The sequence below is a fragment of the Proteus sp. HMSC14B05 genome (genome assembly GCF_001808035.1).
Taxonomy (GTDB): Bacteria; Pseudomonadota; Gammaproteobacteria; order Enterobacterales; family Enterobacteriaceae; genus Proteus; species Proteus mirabilis.
This window is the reverse complement of the sequence record NZ_KV791986.1, coordinates 154,493-173,853: the sequence shown is the minus strand read 5'-3', so window position 1 is coordinate 173,853 and position 19,361 is coordinate 154,493. Positions and strand designations below refer to the sequence as shown.

Genomic DNA, 19,361 nt, shown 5'->3' with positions numbered 1-19,361 from the left:
CTGTCATTGATTGGCCTTCAACCTCTAACCAAAAAGCACGCTCACCGGCTTTCTTAGCTGTAGGTATCCACGACACAGCATCTTTCTGGGTGTATGAGTTAAATTCTGTTGAGAAAGCGCCGGCCTGTACCTTTGTGAATAGAGGGTATTCATAATTTTTGATCACTTGCTCACTTTGACTGCCAAACATTAATTCGGCAGGTGATATACCAAGAGCTTCACTTATAACAATCGCATCATCAGCGCTAATCTTGCGCTCTCCAAGCTCATAGTTTCCTATTCTGGACGCAGCAGAGTAGCCGCACAATTTAGCTAATTGAGCTTGACTTAGCCCTCTTGATTCACGAATGGATTTTAACCTTTCGCCAATAACTTCATTTACTTTTTTCATGTATACCTTTTAACACAAACCGTGATAAATGTATTTAAACGTTTTGTGGTTGACAGTTAATCACATATTGTGTGTAATATTGGAATAAACAAGGAGGATACACACATGAACAATATCGCAGAACAGCGAAAAAAACTGGGAATTTCTCAAGCTGTTTTAGCTTCATCAATAGGATGGGGGCAGTCACGAATTGCTAACTATGAGTTAAACATTAGAACTCCTAGCTTAAATGACTGCCGAGCTATTGTTGAAGCATTACAAAAATTAGGGGCAAATTGTTCTTTAGACGACGTTTTCCCTCCAAAAGTAGCTTGATTTCACCACGTTCTTTAACAACCGCAGGGTTCTTGACTGCTACGGAGTCGCTGATAAAGCGACAACTCTTCCCCCAATATCAACTCATACGGAATGAGTCACGGATCATTATTGTCCCTTAGTTAACTCATAAGGACTTTAAACAATGGAATGCGCAAATACACGCAAACAATTCAATCAATTTATCTCTAACCACCTAATAGCTTCAGCATTACAAGCATTGAGAAATAAAACTCAGTCTGCCGTGGCTAGAAAGTTAGGTGTTCATGATTCAACTATCCTACGTCGAACTGAAAAATATCCTGAAATATGCGAAACGCTTGTCGCATCGGGAATTATTGATTTTGTGATGGAAGGAGAACGAAAAATCTCAGAAGAAGAGTATCGATTTTTGTGGAAACAAATGGGTGAACTTTCTCAAATGAAAATAAAAGAAAACGCCTCGATTGCGACAACAAACGAGGCGTGTTGTTCAATGGAATTCACCATTTAACGTACAAATATACTGTATCAATATCCAGTTTTTATCTCAAGGGAAATTTCGGTTTCCCTTTTTTGATACAGCTTTGGAATGGAGAAATTATACCATGAGACAAAGAATAAATCATGAATTTAATGGCTGTGATGAGCATAAAAACATCATGGAAAATAGGTTATTACAAGAAATAACCCCACTGGGTTGTCAGCGTTTAAAGGAAGCATTGAAAGACGCAAAATTAAGGAAAGCACATCGGGATAAGTTATTAGGAGAGCGAAAATGAGTATGCTTCTAATGGCAAAAGCCATGCAATTACAGGTGGGGAGTACAGCACAAAAAATGGTGCTACTGAAACTTGCTGATAATGCCAATGATAAAGGTGAGTGCTTTCCTTCTTATGAGACTATTGCACGTCATTGCGAAATTAGCCGTCAAAGTGCGATAAACCACATTAAAAGTTTATGTAAAAAAGGGTTTGTTCGTAAAGTTACGCGAAAAACAGATAAGGAGCATACTTCCAATTTATATATTCTGGATTTGGAGGCTAAATCTCTTGATGACGGTAGTCAAAATACAGTACCCCCTAGTCAAAATTCTGTACCAGAGGTAGTCAAAGAATTTGACCACGGTAGTCAAACGGTTGGACTAGGGGGTAGTCAAAAATTTTTACCCAGAACCAGTCAGTCTTTTAACCAGTCAATTAACCTTAAAAAACTATCGTCTGACGACTCGAAACCTGCAAAGCAGATTTCGGTTAATCGACAAACTAAAATTCCTTATCAGGAAATCATGCAAGCCTTCAACGAATCGGCAGGGGATAGATTACCCAATGCCGAATCACTGAATGACAAACGCAAAAGAGCAATATCCAAATTCCTGAAAGAGCTCAAAGAGCCTACAGTCGAATCAGCTAAAAATTATTTTGATTATTTTATGGAAACAGCGAGTGCTTGGTATTTCGGCGAAAATAATCGGGGTTGGCGAGCGAATTTTGATTATTTACTCAGACCAGAAACGGTACTCAAAACAAGGGAGGGAGCACTGTGATGAACCAAGTTCCGAATAATTTAATGGCGGAACAAAATGTCATTGGAGGACTCCTGCTCGACCCGCAAAGTGATAATGCGCAATCAATTTTTTCACTGCTAAAACCTGAAGATTTTTATACCCGACACCATCAAATTATCTATCTCACTCTGCGAGAAATGTATACCCAACGTATGCCAATAGACATCATGACGGTGACGGATTATCTGGAGTCAAAAGGGCGAATTAATCAATCAGGTGGTTTTGCCTATCTTGCTGAGATGGCAAGAGAAACACCGAGTATTGCTAACATTATGGCTTATGCGAAAAAAATCCGAGAGTGTTCCGCACAGCGTTTTGTTATCGAAAAGACGGTTGAAATTCAAAAACTCATGATGGTGCCAAGTGAGTTAAGTTTTACGGATAAAATTGAACAAGCACAACGCTTGCTTGATGAAGCCACTTCGTTTGGAAAAATGGGAAAAAAAACAGGGTTGCGCCGAATTGATGATGTGTTGGATGATGTTTTTACCGACATTTGTGACCGACAAGATAACCCAGAGAAACATCGAGGATTAAAAACGGGATTTAAAGATTTTGACCGCCTATTAAGCCCAAAACAGATTGTCATCGGTTCACTGTTCGTGATTGGTGCTCGTCCAAAGATGGGGAAAACAACCGTTCTCACTGAAATGGCAAAGAATGTTTCACAACAAGGTAAGCCTGTATTGCTGTTCAGCATGGAGATGACAGATAAACAGCTTGTTGAACGGACACTAGCCCAACAAACCCAGATTAATTCAGATAAATTTTACCAAAAGTTAGAGGAGCATGAATGGGATAGGCTTTGCAGTGCCATCGGTCGCCTTAAAGATGAGCCCAATATTTGGGTGGATGATACACCCGGCATGTCCTTACAACACATTCGTTCTGAAAGTCGGAGAATTAAGCGCAAAGTCGGTGATATTGGGTTTATTGGTGTCGATTACCTCACTCTGATGCAAGCGGGAAAAGCTGACCGTAATGATATTGCCTATGGTGAAATCACTAAGGGGCTAAAGATATTGGCAAAAGAGCTCAATACGGTGGTTGTGTTGCTTGTACAATTGAATCGGGGATTGGAAAACAGGGCAGATAAACGCCCCGTACCAAGTGATTCAAGAGACACAGGACAAATCGAGCAAGATTGTGATTATTGGTTAGGCATTTATCGTGATGCGGTGTACCACGATAATGCGGATGAAACGCTGACCGAGATGATTTTAAGGCTCAATCGACACGGTAAAACAGGCACCGTGTATGTTGATCAACAAGGATTGAGTATTACACCGGTTGATCAATATATGGCTGCTTATCGCGCTCAACCGAAACGAGAACCCAAAAAATATTGTGAAAAATCGTTTTAATTCGATAGAGGGATTTTAGATATGACAATAAAACAACTACAGAAAAAAATTCATCAACAAAACATTGAGGCTGGATGGTGGGATATCCCAAGGGAAAAAGGAACCTTACTTTGCTTGATCCATTCTGAAATTAGTGAAGCAATGGAGGGAGAGCGTAAAGATCTAATGGATTACCATTTACCACATAGAAAAATGGCAGAAGTTGAACTTGCTGATGCTGTTATTCGTATTTTGGATTATGCGGAAGAGTTCGGTTACGACATCGAAAGCGCTATTACAGAGAAACTCGAATACAACAAACATCGAGTAGATCATCAGCGAGAAAATAGAGTTAAAAAAGGAGGTAAACGATTTTAATTTAGCAATTTCCGAGATGAAACTAGGTGTTTGTATATTTAAAAAATAATGATGGAGAGGTTGTTTAGTGACAGATGATATCTGTCTCCATAAATCCAATCTCAACAGTATTTTCAAAGTGCTCTCCGAAATCGTGACAACAGGTAAACGCTATCGCATCAAAATCACCGAGTGGCGTGATTTAAGAACCATACCCATGAATAAAACATGGCGTATGTGGATGGAAACCACAGGCGAGTGGTTACGTGCACGTGGCGTTGTTATCGATATTAAAAATGGTGTCGGTGAAGTTGTTTTATCAAAGCCCATCACTAATGAGGAAACTCATGAATATTTCGTTGGACATTGGCTAGGACGCAATGAAAACGGTGAGCGTGAAAAAACCAGCAAGATGGATAAAGCAAGGATGCTTTACATGATGGAGAAACATGAACAATGGTGCATTGAGAAGGGAATTCCGATCATCATTCCTCGTAATTCTGAATATATGAGTTTGAAAAGAAAGCAAGAAGAATAGGAAATAGTGATGATTATTTCAGTTAATAACATGATCGTTTTTATTTTAAAGTGATAAAAAATAGTAATCAGGAGGCTCATGATGAATTTACGCAATGAGGCAAAAGGGCGTGAATGTCAGATTAGAATACCTTCAGTTTGTAATGGTAACTCTGAAACGGTTGTTTTAGCCCATTACAGAATGTCAGGTCTTTGTGGCGTCGGAATAAAATCGCATGACTTATTTGGCGCTTGGGCTTGTAGTGCATGTCACGATGAAGTTGATAGACGAACACGATTTACGGATATGGAGTATGCAAAACAATGTCACCTAGAAGGTGTTTTGAGAACGCAAGCCATATTGATCCAAGAAGGGAAGTTGAACGTGTGAAGGTCTTTAATATCGAACCAGTACCTAAACCAAGGATGACTCAGGCTGATAAATGGAAAAAACGTCCCCCAGTTTTAAAGTATTTTGCGTTTAAGGACGAAGTAAAGTTAAACAAAATCACCCTACCTGAATCACATTACCACATTACATTCATTCTACCCATGCCGAAGAGTTGGAGTAAAACTAAACGCTCCGAAATGAACGGTAAACCCCATCAACAAAAACCGGATAAAGATAATCTCGAAAAAGCATTACTTGATGCTATTTTTGACGATGATTCACGTGTATGGGATGGGCGGGTAACAAAAGTGTGGGGAAAAAGGGGGCAGATAATTATCCAAGAGGTGCGATAGTGAATATTGAGTGGATACGCGAGCGAGTAAGTACAGCGTTGATGAATGTTTGTATTATAGAAAATGGGCCGTTAAGTGCCATGGAGGAACAAGCAATACTTGTAACCGATAGGTTTAAAAGAAACCCAATACGCTATGCGGGTGAAAGAAAGTCTCGATACAGACTCCCCTCACATCCACTCAAAATTAAGCAAAAACATGTCAAAGGAAAATCAAAACCATTAATTAATGAAGTTACTTATCGCACTTCATCATGGCGCAGAGGTATTCATCAATTGCCTAACGAAATGCGCTTATGGTTACTCTATTGCTATGGTGATTATCAATATTATCGTGAGCAAATACTCATTGTTCCCTATATTTGGCATGAGTTTCAGCGATTAAATAGTAAAAAAAGGATAACGAAAAAAGTTAAGCAACGACTTCAATCTCTTACCTTACTAGCCATTCAGGCGGTAAAAGCAGAAATTAATCAAACAGCAAAAAAATATACGGATGTTAAGCTCGCTGAATTGTTGGGCGTCAGTGCTGATGCTTGGCGAAAGAGCTATAAACTGTATTGGATTTGTTTATTAGATTGTTGCTATCAATTAGATAGAGATTCGCTATTCAAAATTAGCGCTTTAAGCTGATTAAAAAAGTTGCAAAACTCCGTTTTTTTCTATAAATTAAATGCAATATTTATATAATATTATAAATGTAAGTATTTCAAACCTCGCTTCGGCGGGGTTTTGTTTTTTTTTAAAATATATTTATAATTATTAATTAAAAAATTTGTTGGAAGTTTTTCGTTTTCATTGATTGTTTGTTTATATTTAAGATGAAATTTATTGTTATCCTATAAGAATAAACCTGCAGTGTTTAACTAATAATTAAAATAATAAACAGGTATTCTTATCTCTACTATACTCATAATATTCAATTTATAGAGCGAGTATATATAATGATTGATTTGTTTAAGTTAACGAAAAAAAGTTCTAGGCATATTGGTATAGCAATATATGTTGGTATTATAGCGGGTATCTTTTCAGCTTTAGTTAAATCTGGTTTTGAAGACCTAATTCCCCCGAGAACACTTGAAACGACACCCCCGCCAGTCGTCTTACTCGAAAAGCTTGGATTAAATATAGATACTATGACTTATCATTGGATGGGATATAGTATTAATTGGGGCGGTAATGGTGTTCATATATTATTCTCAATAGTTATCGCTGTGACATATTGTGTTATTGCTGAATTCTTGCCAAAGGTTAAATTATTACACGGTATTTGTTTTGGTATTGGCGTTTCTGTTTTTGCTCATGGTTTAGTCGTACCTCTACTAGGATTGTCTGGCTGGCTTTGGACAGCAGGTTATCAAGCATTAATTTCTGAGTTTGTTGGAACCGCTTTTTGGATCTGGTCAATTGAAGCGATTAGACAAAATTTGCGTTATTGTTTAACTAAAGAAAATGATGCTGAGTAGATAAGGAAGTTCAACCTTAATCTGTTATAAATTTCTTAAAGATCGCTTAGGCGGTCTTTTTTCGTATATGCCGACCACAGAATCAATCACCCTCGTTATCACGTTCACACAAGAGCTGTGAGTCGGCACCTTATTAACTAAATAAATTGGTAAATGTTATGTCAAAAGAGATAAGCGAATTACAGTTTAGTCTTCACTATGCCTCAGAAACAGACAGTGAAAAGAATACCTCCATCATTTTAACGGCGAATATCCATACGGCTGATGGTGAAACTCAACAACTGACACAATTAATTTGCACGACATCTTCCGCAGGTAAAAAGCAATATCGAATCGGCTTGCAAAAAATTAGTGATGCTGGTGCTCCATTGCTGGTGGCGATTGAATCCTATTGGCGCAAAAACACACAAGAGAGTTGTGTTTATTTGTTAGAGAAAGCGAAGCAATTTATTCAAGGACACTTACAACAAACGAATACATGGATATCTATGTATGGTCTTGTGATTGTTTCTAATGCGTCACTGGAAGAACAGTTGCCTGAAGGTTTATTAAAGGCACTTAAAGTATCAATCCCCGCCTAATTTTTTTAACACTTTCACACTAATCATCAACGGACACTCCTCTGGGGGTGACTATGCGTATGGAAAAATTAACCAATGTAACTTATGGAACAGCAGGCCTAACGGCCTTTTTTGCCAGTCTTTCGTTATATGAATGGGGATTTGTTATCGGGATGGCGTTCAGCATGGTTCTCGGTTTAGCCACTTACTTTATGACTCGTCGAGAACAACGAAAACGCACTCAATTATTTGAAAAGCTTGTTCGTCATGTTGACCCACAAAACCCGACCGAAACCTTAAAAAAGCTTGCTGAATTAATGGTGAAAGCGCCAAAGGATATTTAATGTCTCTCAAACAGAAAATAGCGGTGATAACAACAGCAGGAGCAACAGCCATCGCGTTAGTAGTAATAGCCCATTTTGAAGGTGTACGTTATGAACCTTATCGTGATGTGGCAGGTGTTCTAACTGTTTGTTATGGACATACAGGCAAAGACATTATTCAAGGCAAGAGATACACACAACAAGAATGTGATGCGTTATTACAAATCGATTTTATTAAGACACAACAGCAAGTCGATGCATTAATCAAAGTATCACTCGATGACTACACCAAAGCTGCTTTATATTCCTTTGCTTTTAATGTGGGTACAACCGCATTTGCTCGCTCAACATTACTCAAGAAGCTAAACGCTGGTGATAGAGCGGGTGCCTGTGAAGAAATGAAACGTTGGATATATGCAGGCGGAAAGGTCTGGCGAGGGCTTGTCAGTCGTCGAGAGGCGGAGTCAGCACTATGTCATGGAAAACTTTAATCATCATTATCGGCTTTATTCTTGCATTACTCATTACAGTCGCTGGTGGCATTTATCTCTTGATTGATAACTCATGTACTAAAGACCAAGTGAGTTTAGAAAAGCGCTGTCAGATTGCACTCTCATATCATCGGTACTAATCATGAAATACGGAAAACTCTATGCCGTCATTGCGATGGTAGGCATTATCGTGGGTAGTTATTGGGTGATTAACTGGCAAGCTAATAGGATTAATTCACTGACAGATATCAACAAAAAACTGGCCGTGGCTCTCGAAGAACAGAAGTCTATTAATACTGACTATCAAGCACGCATAATGCGATTAAATCAGTTGGATATTCAATATACGCAGGAGCTAGCGAATGCTAAGAATGAAATTAGTCACTTGCGTGATATTAGTGAGCGTCATCCAGAGCGGGTGTACATCAAAGCCGAGTGCCCCAAAGTCAAAACCACTCCCTACACCAGCTTGGCTTATGCAACCACCGCCCGACCTACTGACACCGCTATCCGAAATTATTGGTTACTCAGAGAGCGAATTGCAGAGTCAGAACAGATGATTAAAGGGTTGCAGGATTATATCAAACAAGAATGCATGGAATAAAAAAAAGCCCAGCATGGGTGCATGGGCAAACTAACAGGATATTAATCAAAGTATAGTGATAATTACTTAGTATAGCTTAAGTAAATATATATATCAGCAATTAGATAAGTCGTTTATCCATTAAGGAGAGTGATCATATCTTGACTGCTAGGAACAGACTAGAAGTGGCTTAGCAGTGTATCGCTAAGCTGCGAACTCTACGCATTTCATTCTGTGCATTCACCGCGCAATTAAAAACACTCACAGAACCTTACAGAAAGTCGAACCTGAGAAAAACCGTTAATGGTGTTTTCTGTGGGGCGGTTATTTCTGGTGAACAGGTTCGCTTTTCTATAAGGATTTACACCATGAGCAAATCATTAGTTTTCAAAGGTAATGAAATTACTCCATTTGATAATGGTGATAATAAGATTTGGTTTACCAGCTCTCAGATGGCTAAGCTACTCGAATACAAAAATGAGAAGTCAGTAACCAATCTATATAACGCCAACAAAGACGAGTTTTCTGATGATATGACAATGGTCACTGAAACAATGACCAATGGAATAAACAACAACTTACGTAAGAAAAAGGTCAGGATCTTCTCTGTTAGAGGTGCACATCTAATCGGAATGTTAGCTAATACAGATGTAGCGAAATCCTTGCGTCGATGGTTACTTGATCTAGCTGAAAAAGAGTCAAAACCACAAACAGGGTTAGCAAACCTTGACATGAATGAGCTTAAAACCCTGACTATCAATGAGATGCAAAATAGATTAGTAGCAGCCGATAACTGGTCGTTCGAGAACTTTGGCAGGAAAGGTAGTGACTTAATGAATTTACGCAAGCGTCACTTAAAGAAAATACGCAAAGCGAAGAAGGCAATTAAAGAACTATCACAATTAACCTTGCCTGATATGGGCGAATTTCCAGATGGAGAAGAGCCAGCATGAACCACGAACAATTCATAGAGCAGAACGTACTAGCCGAGTTAAAAAAGCTCGGCTTTTCTTTACCTGTTTGTCGTAGAGCAAGTTACATGGCGGTAGATCATTATCGCCGAAGCTCTCAAGCAAGTAGAAAAGGGCGAATGTTTGACGACTGCTTACATATTGCCAAAGTGTGGGCGAGTAAGTTCGCTAAGGAGAAAGTATGACCAAACAAGAAAAAGCAAACTTATCCATTCTCTATCGTCAATTACAGCAATCACTTGAATACTTACACTGTGGAAGAGTTGATGATGGGAGAATAGTTGCTGAAATCGTCGAGCGCGAGTTAGGCAAGTTAGTCAACAAACAGAAAACCAAATAGGCCCTAGCGGCCTTTTTTATTTAAGGAATGGATATGGCTAAAAGACCAGATTGGGAGGCCATCGAGTCGGCTTACCGAGCTGGCGTGATGTCCATAAGGGAAATAGCCTCTCAATACGAGATAACCCATCAGGCGATAAGTAAGCGCGCCAAGAAAGAAGGATGGGAGCGAGATCTAAAGGCAAAGGTTAAAGCTAGGGCTGAAAACTTGGTTGCCAAAAGGGAGGTTGCCAGTCTGGTTGCCACCGAAAAGGCTATTTCAGAACGGCAACTTATTGAGGCTAATGCCGAGGTTATCGCTAATGTCCGCATGGAGCATAGAGGCGATATTCGAAGGGCTAGAGAGTTAACCAACAACTTATTTGATGAACTATCTGCTGAATGTGCTGATGTGCCAGCCTTAAGAAAACTTGGCGAGTTAATGTTTAGTCCTGATGATAACGGACGCGACAAACTCAATGAAATTTATCACTCAATCATCTCCCTGCCTGAGCGCGTTAAGTCAGCCAAATCATTAAGCGAAACATTTAAAAATTTAGTTGGCCTTGAGCGTCAAGCATACGGCCTTGATGATGTTCAGCCGAATAAGACAGCTAGTCAGCTATCAGAACTAATGGACGACTTATCTAAGGAATAATCATGAAGCCAGAACATCTTGCATTATTGAGAGATAAGCTCTGGCGATTAAATCACCTCTACTGGATAACCAATAAAGAAGGCAAGCCAGTTCGATTTAAAATGACGCCTGAGCAACTCGAATACTTTGAAGGGATGCACACGCGAAACATTATTCTTAAAGCTCGTCAGCTTGGCTTCACTACAGAAGTCTGCATTATCCAATTGGACGCAGCGTTATTTGAGGCGGCTAAATGTGCATTGATAGCCCACACACTTAACGATGCTAAGCGACTATTTAGGGAAAAAATAAAGTATGCCTATGACAAGCTACCTGATGAAATCAAAGCGGCTAACCCAGCGAGTAATGATGCGGCTGGTGAGTTGGTGTTTAGCAAAGGCGGCTCGCTCTATATCAGCACGTCATTTCGTGGCGGTACGCTCCGTTATTTGCACGTTTCTGAGTTCGGTAAGATATGTGCTAAGTATCCAGAGAAAGCCCGTGAGATTGTCACTGGCGCATTTGAGGCGGTATCAAGCGATTGTTTTACGACGATTGAAAGCACAGCGGAGGGTCGAGCAGGTTATTTCTTCGATTATTGCCAGTCTGCTGAGAAAGCGCAAATTCAGAATAAGACTCTCTCTAACCTAGACTGGAAGTTCTTTTTCTTCTCATGGTGGAAGAATCCAGAGTATGCCATTAACCCTGTTGAGCCATTACCCCAGCGGTTAGTTGATTACTTTGATGAGATAGCCAGCAAACATGGTGTTCAATTAAACGAGCGCCAGAAAGCATGGTATTACGCCAAAGAGAAAACGCTTGGCGACGATATGAAACGGGAATACCCGTCAATACCGTCTGAGGCATTCCAACAATCGGTTGAAGGCGCTTACTACGCCAAGCAGTTCCGCTTCCTGTACGAAAATAAACGCATTGGCACACTTCCTGATAACTCGCACTTACCGGTTCACACGTACTGGGATATTGGTGTAGGTGACTCAACGTCAATTTGGTTTATTCGTGAAGTGGGCGAGGAGTTCCACATTATAGACCACTACTCAAACAGTGGTGAAGGTCTACGGCACTACATGAAAGTGCTGAAAGACAAAGGCTACACATATGCAAGTCACAATGGCCCTCATGATATCGATAACCGTGAGTTTGGTTCTGATGCGAAATCACGACGTGAATTAGCGCGTGAAGGGTACGAAATAGACGGACAAATTTACTCAATCCGATTTGAAGTGGTGCCAAAGCTTTCAGTCGATGAAGGTATCGAGGCAGTACGTGAAATTCTGCCACTTTGCGTGTTCGATGAACACAAATGCAGTGAAGGCATTGCTCATCTAGAAGCTTATCGCAAAGAGTGGGATGACAAGCGGGGCTGTTGGAAAGATAAACCGCTTCACGATTACACGTCACATGATGCTGATGGATTTAGATATTTTGCAGTGAGTCGAAGAAATACTAAACGGTTGACTAAGAAAATAGAATTTAACTGGAACTAACATGAATACAAACGTTGATTACAAGCATCCAGCTTACAATGAGTTTTTGCCTGAATGGGACATGGTTGGCGATTGTGTTGATGGCGAACGAGTTGTTAAAAGCAAGAAAGAGAAATACCTCCCTCATCCGGCAGATAACAAAGATGAAGATGATAAGGGTAATGAGCGTTATAAGCGCTATTTAGCTAGAGCATCCTTTCTGAATGCCACGGGTAGGACACTTAGTGGTTTACTTGGTATTGCTTTCAGTAAGCCAGTAAAGATTAGTATTAGTGGTGATGTTGAGTATTTAGAAACTGATATTGACGGTCAAGGTCAGCCACTTACTCAAATGATAAGGGATGCGTTATCGCAAAACTTACAGCGTGGTCGAGCAGGTTTATTAAGTGATTTTAGTGGTTCAGGTATTCAGTCAGAGGCTAATAAAGGTCGCTCCTATATTCGGTTGTTTACAGCAAAAGAAATTATCAATTGGCGTGTAACGAACGGGAAAACATCCCTCGTTGTCCTCAAATATCAGGAGCCAGTAGATACAGATGATTTTGAACTGCAAATGCAGAATAACTGGATTGAATTAAGGCTTGTTAACAATGTAGCTTGCTCTCGTCGCTGGTATGAAGATGGAGATATAAAAGTTACAGAGTGGGTTGTATTAAAGGATGCACACGGCATTCCATTAAGGGAGTTGCCGTGGTCATGGATTGGTTCAATGAACAATGATCACACCCCTGATGCTCCTCCTCTTGCAGATATTGCGTACTTAAATATCAAACATTATCAAGTTGAGGCTGATATCGCAGAGTCTGCACATACTGTAGGTCAGCCGATGATTGCACTAACTGGCCTTACTGATGATTGGGTTGAAAGACACGTGTCTGAAGGGTTTACTGTTGGTTCACGCAAAGGGGTGTTGCTGCCACAGGGTGGTGATATGAAATTTGCGCAGCCAGAAGACAGAAACATTCAAATAAACCTAGCTGAGCGCAGAGAAAAGCAGATGGCAATGCTAGGAGCTAAGCTAGTTGAACGCGGGACATCAGCAAGAACAGCGACTCAGGCACAGGATGAGGCTCAAACAGATAATTCAGTGCTTTCGTTGTGTTCAGGAAACGTCGAAAAGGCCGTTAACCGAGCACTTAATTTCTGCATTCAGTTTGAGGGGAGTGGTGAGGCAACTATTGAGATAAACAAAGTTTACGATATTGCTCAACTGGATTCGCAAGCAATCACAGCTCTCCTTGCTTCTCTCCAATCTGGGGCTATGCGATTGATTGATTTTGTTAAGTACCTGCAAAGTATCAATATCATCCCTCAAGATGAGAAAGCTGAGGATGTTATCGAAGAGATAGAATTATCGCGAGCTAACTCAATGATGTAGAGGTGAATATGCAATCGCAGTTGATGTTAGATAATTCAATGATGATCCAAATTCTCCTAGAACGACTCAAAGCTGGCATTGTTGATAGAGAGGAAATGCAAAGAGAGCTAAGGGCGGCTGTTGCTAAGGCGTTAGCTAATTTCTCAGGTCAGATAACATCGAGGTCAAAACTAAACGCCATAATTGCTGAGTTAAAGCGAGAGCTATCACCAGTTCTGACCAGTTACTCTGAGCATTTACTGCAATCTGTTCTCGATATCGGTATTGAGTCAAGCCAACTTGAAGTTGATAGCTTATCGCAGATAGTAACAAATGAAGTAAGCAAGCCTGATGCTGAGAAAGTTAAAAAAGCCATTTTAAATGTGCCGCTGATATTAACCGCTTGGGGCGGCTCTTTATTTCTCAAGAAATTTATATCATCTTGGGTGACTAGCTCTATCCAGCAAGTAGAGAATCAGACTGTTTTGGCTATGGCTGCTCAAAGTAACATTCAAGTTCTACAGTCCACTATTAATGGGGCTGCAATTGATAAAACACAGGTCTCTACATCGACGATATCTCGAATTACTTACAACTACAGAACAATTGCAAATACGGCAATTCAGCATGCTCATACATGTGCGGCTCAGGAATTTTATAAGGAGAATGACGATTTAATTAAAGAGGAAGAATTCAGCGCAATACTGGACAACAAAACATCATCGACGTGTAGGGCTTTATCAGGAAACCGATATCCTGTTGGGGCTGGCCCAATGCCACCATTACACCCAAACTGCCGAAGTCAGCGATTGCCAATACTTAATGATAAATTTGCTAATTTGATAATAACTAAACCAATAGGAAGATCTGAATGGGGAGAAGAAAGCTATTATGAATGGCTATCTAGGCAACCGGCCAAAAGACAGGATTTAATATTGGGTCCGACTAGAGGGAAGTTGTTTCGTGATGGTGGTTTATCTCCAGAGCGATTCGCACAGTTGCAGTTACATAAAAACTTTAAACCAATGACACTTAAAGATATGCAAAAATTTGCGCCTAAAGCGTTTGAGCGAGCAGGAATTGAATTGAAATAACACAAACCCACCACTGAGTGGGTTTTTTATTATCCGCAGTTAGAGACTGCACCATCTAAACCAGAGGTTTTACGATGTTTAAATATTTATTAACGAAAGAAGAATTTGACGCATTAACTGATGAGCAAAAGGCTCTTTACAAAGAGTCTGGTGGTAATTACCAACTTCAAATCGAAGGTATGCCAGAAATTCCAGATGTGTCAGGACTTCAAAAGAAAGTTGATGAATTACTTTCTGAGAAAAAATCAGAGCAGGAGAAACGCCGGCAAGCTGAAGAGGCTGCAAAAAAAGCAGCAGAAGATCAAGCGCGTAAAAATGGCGATATCGAATCACTAGAAAAAAGCTGGGCTGAAAAGTTAAAGGCGCGTGAAAACGAGCTATTAGCACAGCTACAGGAGAAAGATGCGAGTCTACATACGCTATTAGTTGATAACGTTGCTCAAACTGTGGCTACAAAGCTTGCTGGTGACGCTGCCCCGTTAATCATGCCACACATCAAATCTCGATTATCAGTAGAGGACGGTAAAACGCGAGTGGTTGATGCTAACGGTCATCCTTCTGCATTTACCATTGATGATTTAGAAAAAGAATTTCGTAGTAACCCGTTATTTGCTCCAGTAATTATTGGTAGTAAAGCCACCGGAACCGGAGGGGAAGGCGGTAAAGGGAAATCACCAGCCGGAGGCAGTGAAAAACCCAAAAGCGCGAATCCGTTAGTGGACAGCGCACGTGAAATCATTGCTAATATCCAAGAGGATTAATTTATATGTCTTTATATATTTTTCAAAAACAAGTGTCTCTAGCGGCAACAGAGTTGGTTGCTCAGGCTGTCCGTCAATTTAACGAAGCATCTGGTGGTGCTTTAGTTATTGGCGATGGTGATCATATCGGTGATTACATTGAGCAAACATCATGGCAGTTGCTTGGTGGTCTGGCTCAGCGACGCAATGCATATGGTTCAGGTAATCTAACGCCACAAGAATTGGGGCAAATCCTTGACCGTATGATTAAGATTGATGGTCGTATTGGCCCTGTCTCAGTTACCCCGACAATGATGAAGCGACTAGGTAAGGACGTATCAGAAGCGGCTGCGGTAGTTGCTGCTCAATCAGCAGAAGCAATGTTACAAGATTACCTGAATACTACTGGCGCGGCATTAAAAGCAGCTATTTCTGGTAATAAAACAGCCGTTACTGTTGGAGGTGAAACACCATCATTAAGAGGTTTAAATAAAGCAACACGTCCATTCGGTGATGCATATTCGCGTATTGTTGCTTGGTTGATGGATGGTGCAACATTCAACGACTTTATGGATGAGACATTAACCAACGCAAATAACCTATTCCAAATTGGTAACGTCGCCATTAAACAAGATAACCTTGGCCGTCGTTTTGTTATCTCTGATATTCCAGCTTTATCAGATGCAGACAAACAGCATTCGCTAGGTTTAGTGACTGGTGCTGCTGCGGTTCAAACATCACCACTAATCATGAAGGCTCAGGATGTATTAGGGCAAGAAAATATTAAGGCACTAATGCAAGGTGAGTACGACTTTACTATTGGTTTGCGTGGTTACCAGTGGAGCAAAGATAGCATCAAATCCCCAACTAACGAACAGATTGCCGCGGTAGCTAACTGGAAGCAAATTGCTACGGATATTAAAGATACTGCTGGTGTTATGGTTTCATTTGGCAAAGATACTAGCGTTGGTGGGTAACGTGAGGGGCCGCCGCCCCTTATTTATCCATGAGGAGTGAGCATGTCTATTGCGATTACGGTTGAGCAAGTTAATGAGCAATTAGAGGTGATGGGGTTTGAGGCAACAAGTCTTGTCATAAACTCTGCTATATCTATAGTGGACACTATTGATACTTGCCTTGATAGCGCAGGGTATTCAGATGCGGTAATTGCTTTAATTAAACTGTATTCGGTTATCCTTATATTATCATCTGCTGATGTTCGTAAAATCGCGTCAGAGCACGCACCTTCTGGCGCTTCTGTTTCATATCAGTATTTTTCTGATGGCAGAAAAACGTTGCTAAAAATGCTGTCTTCCCTAGATACCAATGGATGTACTAATAGCCTTCCTATTGAACGCCCCGTAGGTGTCATTCAGTTTGATGTAGTTCGGGGGTGATATGGGGAAAATCCTGCGACGATTTTGCAAAGGGTGGGCAACCATCTGGAAAGTTGAGGGGAAAGATAAATACGGGAAGCCTATATTTTCAGAGCCAATCCATATCCGGTGTGATTACGGAAGTAGCTTTAAAGATGGTAGTAAAACTATTGGTACTGAAATAATTATTAAGAATGTCATTTGGACTGAGTATAGCGAAGCTTCTCAAGAAGACTATATCGCCATCGGTAAGTATGAAGACAGAGAGCCATTTTTGCATGGTGCTAGTAGGATTAAGTCTATCGATAGAGACCGTGATATTAATGGCGGTCTAGATGATTACACACTAACAACGGCGGTGTAACTATGGGGGCAAAAGTAAAAGGAATAAGTAATGCGATATCTAACTTAAACTCTCTGGTTGGAAGCATAGCATCAAAGAAGATAGCTCGAGCCATGCATAGAGCGCTAGATATTGGTGGCAGGCAAGCTGCTGTATACACGCCAATTGACACTAAAACGCTCATTAATTCACAATTTAGAGATGTAAAAGTAAAAGGTACTCTATTTACTGGTCGCGTTGGTTATTCTGCTTCATATGCTGTTTTCGTTCATGATCCTAATGTTAAGCAAACTTTCCGCAGACCTACTGCTAAGAAAGAATTCCTCCTGAAGGGGTTTGAGGAAACGAAGCAAATGATTGATCAGGCTGTTGCTGAGGAACTTAAAATATGACGACCTTTGAGAGACTGAAAAACTATTTTTCTGAATCAGGGTTATCTGATGGTTTCATTCAGCAGGATTATATTTGGAATGAAAAAGAAGGTAATGATTCAGATTCATATATCGTATTTCAGCAACTAAATGGAACTGGTCGTATTGATGATTTAAGTGGCGATGATTTCTTCACCGTTTTACTCATATCTGGCAAGGCGTGGATTGAGTTTATTGTTCAGAGAGCTAACGAAATACTAGAGTATGTAAGGTGTCACTCTAGAAGTCATAACATTGGCTTTATTATCAATACATCTGGTTTTGTTAATCCAATTCAAACAACAGAAGGTAGGTTTATTATCCCGCTTTCTTTCCGCTGTACATCTTAAATTAAACACATCTTAACAGGTCACTTCGGTGGCCTTTTTTATTTGCTGTTTAAAAAAACTAAGGAATATAACTATGTACGCACTTAAATTAATTACTGAACGAGAAGGCCGTAAAGTAGAAGAAGTACACTGCTTGGGAGAAATGTACCGCTTGGAATTTTATCCTGAACCTGAAAATAAGGATATCGTGGCGCGGGTTGAACACACAAAGAAAGACGCTATCCCATCATTTGATATTAAACGAACAGATCATGCTTACATTACAACGATAGTCGGCGATACGGTTCGGGTTATCAGTCGCGGATTAAAATCAAACTAACATGGGTCGCTTATGCGGCCTTTTTTATTTGCAAATAAAGAGGTTATAACATGGCACAATGCCCTGATGATAAAGGCCTAGTGATGGGTAACGCAGGTATTCTGCGCATTGCAAAAGGCTGCCCAGACCAAGTACCAGCACAAGATCAATTCTTGCGCTTAGGTGCGTTAACAAGCAAGTCATTCGATTTCGGTATGGAGACAGTGACATCTAATGCTGATGACACCAAAGGCTTAACTGAGTCAATTGTTACTGGCGCTGACTTTACCATTAGTTTCGATGGTGAATTAAAGAAAGCTGGTGTAACCGGTTCTACTTCCGCGTTTGATATCGCCAAAGAAATTCTTGATGAAATCAAAGCTGGTCGCCAACCAGATTATTGGATTCAACTTGATATGAAAGGTGACGGCTCTGATGTTGTTCAGGGCTATATGTTATTTACATCATGGTCTATGGAGTTTCCAACAAAAGAAATCTCTACCTATTCAGGTGAGCTGAAAGTTGCTGATGCAGAAACGGTTGAATGGCTACAAGAAGAAATCGTTGTTGAAAGTATCGCAGTCGAGCCAGCCACCCTGTCTGTAAAAGTGGGTGAAACTAAGACATTTGCCGTCAAATTTACCCCAACTGATGCAACTAACAAAAACTACACCGCTGTAAGTGATAAGCCGAACTTTGCAACAGTTACTCAGCTTGTGAATGTAGTCACTGTGCGCGGCGTTGCCGAAGGCACTGCAAATATCACTGTTACATCCGAAGATGGTAATAAAACTGCAAAATGCGTGGTCACTGTTACAGCTGCTTAATATTACAAAGGGTGCTTTCGAGTACCCTTGATAATATTCAGGAGGGTTTATGACGCCTATTTTAGAAATCGGTGAGATGGTTATCTCTACTGATAAAAATGATTACTTATTTAGACCATCGTTCATCAATATGACAAGAATTGGTGAGCCTAAACAGATTGTGAGTGCATACGGTCAATTAAATGGTTCCGAGGTGCAAGAGTTAATTACTCGTGCCGTAATGAGCTACAGGGTTATTCCTGAGTGGCTAATTAAAGCGATTAGCAAGCCAACATATGGGCGTAATATCCTACAAACAGCAATGATAGTTATGCAGGCGTGTTGTGATGATGATTGTTCAGAAATTATTGGCGAATGGAGATCGGGTAAGCGAGGTATTGTCTATAAAAACGGTAAGATGCCAATCGCTGACATTATCGTTATTGCTAGAGAACTATTTACTCACGGAATTATCGGTAAAGCTAAGATCCGCAAACTTCAACGCAATGAAGGCAAAAA

The 19,361-nt window shown here is 40.4% G+C and carries 32 protein-coding genes; 31 read left to right on the top strand and 1 reads right to left on the bottom strand.

The features are described 5' to 3' along the window. On the bottom strand, window positions 1-391 hold a 391-nt coding region (locus HMPREF3129_RS18935; protein ID WP_254668245.1), incomplete at its 3' end, for a LexA family transcriptional regulator. 105 nt (window positions 392-496) lie between these two features. On the opposite strand from HMPREF3129_RS18935, the gene HMPREF3129_RS09510 reads away from it, so the two are divergent. The 31 genes from HMPREF3129_RS09510 to HMPREF3129_RS09370 all read left to right on the top strand — a co-directional run. Next, window positions 497-706 carry a helix-turn-helix transcriptional regulator gene (locus tag HMPREF3129_RS09510; RefSeq protein ID WP_004247477.1) on the top strand — a complete coding sequence of 70 codons (210 nt, stop codon included), beginning with the start codon at window positions 497-499 and terminating at the stop codon, window positions 704-706. A 145-nt stretch (window positions 707-851) separates the two neighbouring features. Continuing rightward, window positions 852-1,199 carry a hypothetical protein gene (locus HMPREF3129_RS09505; RefSeq protein WP_036919940.1) on the top strand — a complete coding sequence of 116 codons (348 nt, stop codon included), beginning with the start codon at window positions 852-854 and terminating at the stop codon, window positions 1,197-1,199. A gap of 94 nt (window positions 1,200-1,293) precedes the next feature. Next, window positions 1,294-1,467, top strand: coding sequence for a hypothetical protein (locus tag HMPREF3129_RS18700; RefSeq protein ID WP_004247479.1), 174 nt, complete (start codon window positions 1,294-1,296; stop codon window positions 1,465-1,467). Then, window positions 1,464-2,231 (top strand): helix-turn-helix domain-containing protein, encoded by a 768-nt coding sequence (locus tag HMPREF3129_RS09500; RefSeq protein WP_036895070.1) that lies wholly within the window; start codon window positions 1,464-1,466, stop codon window positions 2,229-2,231. The genes HMPREF3129_RS18700 and HMPREF3129_RS09500 overlap by 4 nt, the downstream gene beginning before the upstream one ends. After that, window positions 2,231-3,616, top strand: coding sequence for a replicative DNA helicase (locus HMPREF3129_RS09495; RefSeq protein ID WP_036919941.1), 1,386 nt, complete (start codon window positions 2,231-2,233; stop codon window positions 3,614-3,616). Before HMPREF3129_RS09500 ends, HMPREF3129_RS09495 begins: the two co-directional genes overlap by 1 nt. A 21-nt stretch (window positions 3,617-3,637) precedes the next feature. Then, window positions 3,638-3,973 carry a nucleoside triphosphate pyrophosphohydrolase family protein gene (locus HMPREF3129_RS09490; RefSeq protein WP_017628812.1) on the top strand — a complete coding sequence of 112 codons (336 nt, stop codon included), beginning with the start codon at window positions 3,638-3,640 and terminating at the stop codon, window positions 3,971-3,973. 67 nt (window positions 3,974-4,040) lie between these two features. Continuing rightward, on the top strand, window positions 4,041-4,490 hold the full coding sequence (locus HMPREF3129_RS09485; RefSeq protein WP_036919942.1) for a YbcN family protein: 450 nt from the start codon (window positions 4,041-4,043) through the stop codon (window positions 4,488-4,490). A 78-nt stretch (window positions 4,491-4,568) separates the two neighbouring features. Next, window positions 4,569-4,859, top strand: coding sequence for a DUF1364 domain-containing protein (locus HMPREF3129_RS09480; protein ID WP_004245984.1), 291 nt, complete (start codon window positions 4,569-4,571; stop codon window positions 4,857-4,859). Beyond that, window positions 4,856-5,212: a RusA family crossover junction endodeoxyribonuclease gene (locus tag HMPREF3129_RS09475; RefSeq protein WP_004245983.1), complete on the top strand. Its 357-nt coding sequence runs from the start codon at window positions 4,856-4,858 to the stop codon at window positions 5,210-5,212. Before HMPREF3129_RS09480 ends, HMPREF3129_RS09475 begins: the two co-directional genes overlap by 4 nt. After that, window positions 5,212-5,844, top strand: a complete 633-nt coding sequence (locus tag HMPREF3129_RS09470) for a bacteriophage antitermination protein Q (RefSeq protein WP_036919943.1) — start codon at window positions 5,212-5,214, stop codon at window positions 5,842-5,844. The genes HMPREF3129_RS09475 and HMPREF3129_RS09470 overlap by 1 nt, the downstream gene beginning before the upstream one ends. A gap of 311 nt (window positions 5,845-6,155) precedes the next feature. Beyond that, window positions 6,156-6,677 carry a YagU family protein gene (locus tag HMPREF3129_RS09465; protein WP_004247148.1) on the top strand — a complete coding sequence of 174 codons (522 nt, stop codon included), beginning with the start codon at window positions 6,156-6,158 and terminating at the stop codon, window positions 6,675-6,677. Window positions 6,678-6,835: 158 nt separating this feature from the next. After that, window positions 6,836-7,258, top strand: coding sequence for a hypothetical protein (locus HMPREF3129_RS09460; protein ID WP_004247488.1), 423 nt, complete (start codon window positions 6,836-6,838; stop codon window positions 7,256-7,258). Window positions 7,259-7,311: 53 nt separating this feature from the next. Continuing rightward, entirely contained in the window at window positions 7,312-7,581 is a 270-nt protein-coding gene (locus HMPREF3129_RS09455) for a phage holin family protein (protein WP_004247489.1), read from the top strand. After that, window positions 7,581-8,051, top strand: a complete 471-nt coding sequence (locus HMPREF3129_RS09450) for a lysozyme (RefSeq protein WP_017628809.1) — start codon at window positions 7,581-7,583, stop codon at window positions 8,049-8,051. Before HMPREF3129_RS09455 ends, HMPREF3129_RS09450 begins: the two co-directional genes overlap by 1 nt. After that, on the top strand, window positions 8,033-8,191 hold the full coding sequence (locus HMPREF3129_RS18695) for a hypothetical protein (protein WP_012367623.1): 159 nt from the start codon (window positions 8,033-8,035) through the stop codon (window positions 8,189-8,191). The genes HMPREF3129_RS09450 and HMPREF3129_RS18695 overlap by 19 nt, the downstream gene beginning before the upstream one ends. A 2-nt stretch (window positions 8,192-8,193) precedes the next feature. After that, window positions 8,194-8,655 (top strand): lysis protein, encoded by a 462-nt coding sequence (locus HMPREF3129_RS09445; RefSeq protein WP_036919945.1) that lies wholly within the window; start codon window positions 8,194-8,196, stop codon window positions 8,653-8,655. Between the two features lie 347 nt (window positions 8,656-9,002). Continuing rightward, complete coding sequence (locus HMPREF3129_RS09440) at window positions 9,003-9,587, top strand: BRO-N domain-containing protein (RefSeq protein WP_004247494.1); 585 nt, start codon at window positions 9,003-9,005, stop codon at window positions 9,585-9,587. A gap of 199 nt (window positions 9,588-9,786) precedes the next feature. Next, window positions 9,787-9,945 (top strand): hypothetical protein, encoded by a 159-nt coding sequence (locus HMPREF3129_RS18690; protein WP_004245978.1) that lies wholly within the window; start codon window positions 9,787-9,789, stop codon window positions 9,943-9,945. Between the two features lie 33 nt (window positions 9,946-9,978). Continuing rightward, a complete protein-coding gene (locus HMPREF3129_RS09430) occupies window positions 9,979-10,581 on the top strand; it encodes a hypothetical protein (RefSeq protein WP_017628804.1) in 603 nt (200 codons plus the stop codon). Window positions 10,582-10,583: 2 nt separating this feature from the next. After that, window positions 10,584-12,068: a terminase large subunit gene (locus HMPREF3129_RS09425; RefSeq protein WP_036919947.1), complete on the top strand. Its 1,485-nt coding sequence runs from the start codon at window positions 10,584-10,586 to the stop codon at window positions 12,066-12,068. Between the two features lies 1 nt (window position 12,069). Then, on the top strand, window positions 12,070-13,446 hold the full coding sequence (locus tag HMPREF3129_RS09420) for a DUF4055 domain-containing protein (RefSeq protein ID WP_017628802.1): 1,377 nt from the start codon (window positions 12,070-12,072) through the stop codon (window positions 13,444-13,446). Between the two features lie 8 nt (window positions 13,447-13,454). Continuing rightward, window positions 13,455-14,519 carry a minor capsid protein gene (locus tag HMPREF3129_RS09415; protein WP_036919948.1) on the top strand — a complete coding sequence of 355 codons (1,065 nt, stop codon included), beginning with the start codon at window positions 13,455-13,457 and terminating at the stop codon, window positions 14,517-14,519. 74 nt (window positions 14,520-14,593) lie between these two features. Beyond that, window positions 14,594-15,280 (top strand): hypothetical protein, encoded by a 687-nt coding sequence (locus HMPREF3129_RS09410; protein WP_036919950.1) that lies wholly within the window; start codon window positions 14,594-14,596, stop codon window positions 15,278-15,280. A gap of 5 nt (window positions 15,281-15,285) precedes the next feature. Beyond that, window positions 15,286-16,236 carry a major capsid protein gene (locus tag HMPREF3129_RS09405; protein ID WP_017827430.1) on the top strand — a complete coding sequence of 317 codons (951 nt, stop codon included), beginning with the start codon at window positions 15,286-15,288 and terminating at the stop codon, window positions 16,234-16,236. A 42-nt stretch (window positions 16,237-16,278) separates the two neighbouring features. Next, window positions 16,279-16,656, top strand: a complete 378-nt coding sequence (locus tag HMPREF3129_RS09400) for a DUF7370 family protein (protein ID WP_017628798.1) — start codon at window positions 16,279-16,281, stop codon at window positions 16,654-16,656. A 1-nt stretch (window position 16,657) separates the two neighbouring features. Beyond that, window positions 16,658-16,999: a hypothetical protein gene (locus tag HMPREF3129_RS09395; RefSeq protein WP_017628797.1), complete on the top strand. Its 342-nt coding sequence runs from the start codon at window positions 16,658-16,660 to the stop codon at window positions 16,997-16,999. Window positions 17,000-17,001: 2 nt separating this feature from the next. Continuing rightward, a complete protein-coding gene (locus HMPREF3129_RS09390) occupies window positions 17,002-17,370 on the top strand; it encodes a hypothetical protein (protein WP_036919952.1) in 369 nt (122 codons plus the stop codon). After that, window positions 17,367-17,738 carry a phage tail termination protein gene (locus HMPREF3129_RS09385; RefSeq protein ID WP_017827427.1) on the top strand — a complete coding sequence of 124 codons (372 nt, stop codon included), beginning with the start codon at window positions 17,367-17,369 and terminating at the stop codon, window positions 17,736-17,738. The genes HMPREF3129_RS09390 and HMPREF3129_RS09385 overlap by 4 nt, the downstream gene beginning before the upstream one ends. A 73-nt stretch (window positions 17,739-17,811) precedes the next feature. Continuing rightward, on the top strand, window positions 17,812-18,057 hold the full coding sequence (locus HMPREF3129_RS09380) for a hypothetical protein (protein WP_036895037.1): 246 nt from the start codon (window positions 17,812-17,814) through the stop codon (window positions 18,055-18,057). 50 nt (window positions 18,058-18,107) lie between these two features. After that, complete coding sequence (locus tag HMPREF3129_RS09375) at window positions 18,108-18,863, top strand: phage tail tube protein (protein WP_070486962.1); 756 nt, start codon at window positions 18,108-18,110, stop codon at window positions 18,861-18,863. 49 nt (window positions 18,864-18,912) lie between these two features. Further along, a partial coding sequence (locus HMPREF3129_RS09370) for a DUF6246 family protein (RefSeq protein WP_254668244.1) occupies window positions 18,913-19,361 on the top strand: 449 nt, incomplete at its 3' end.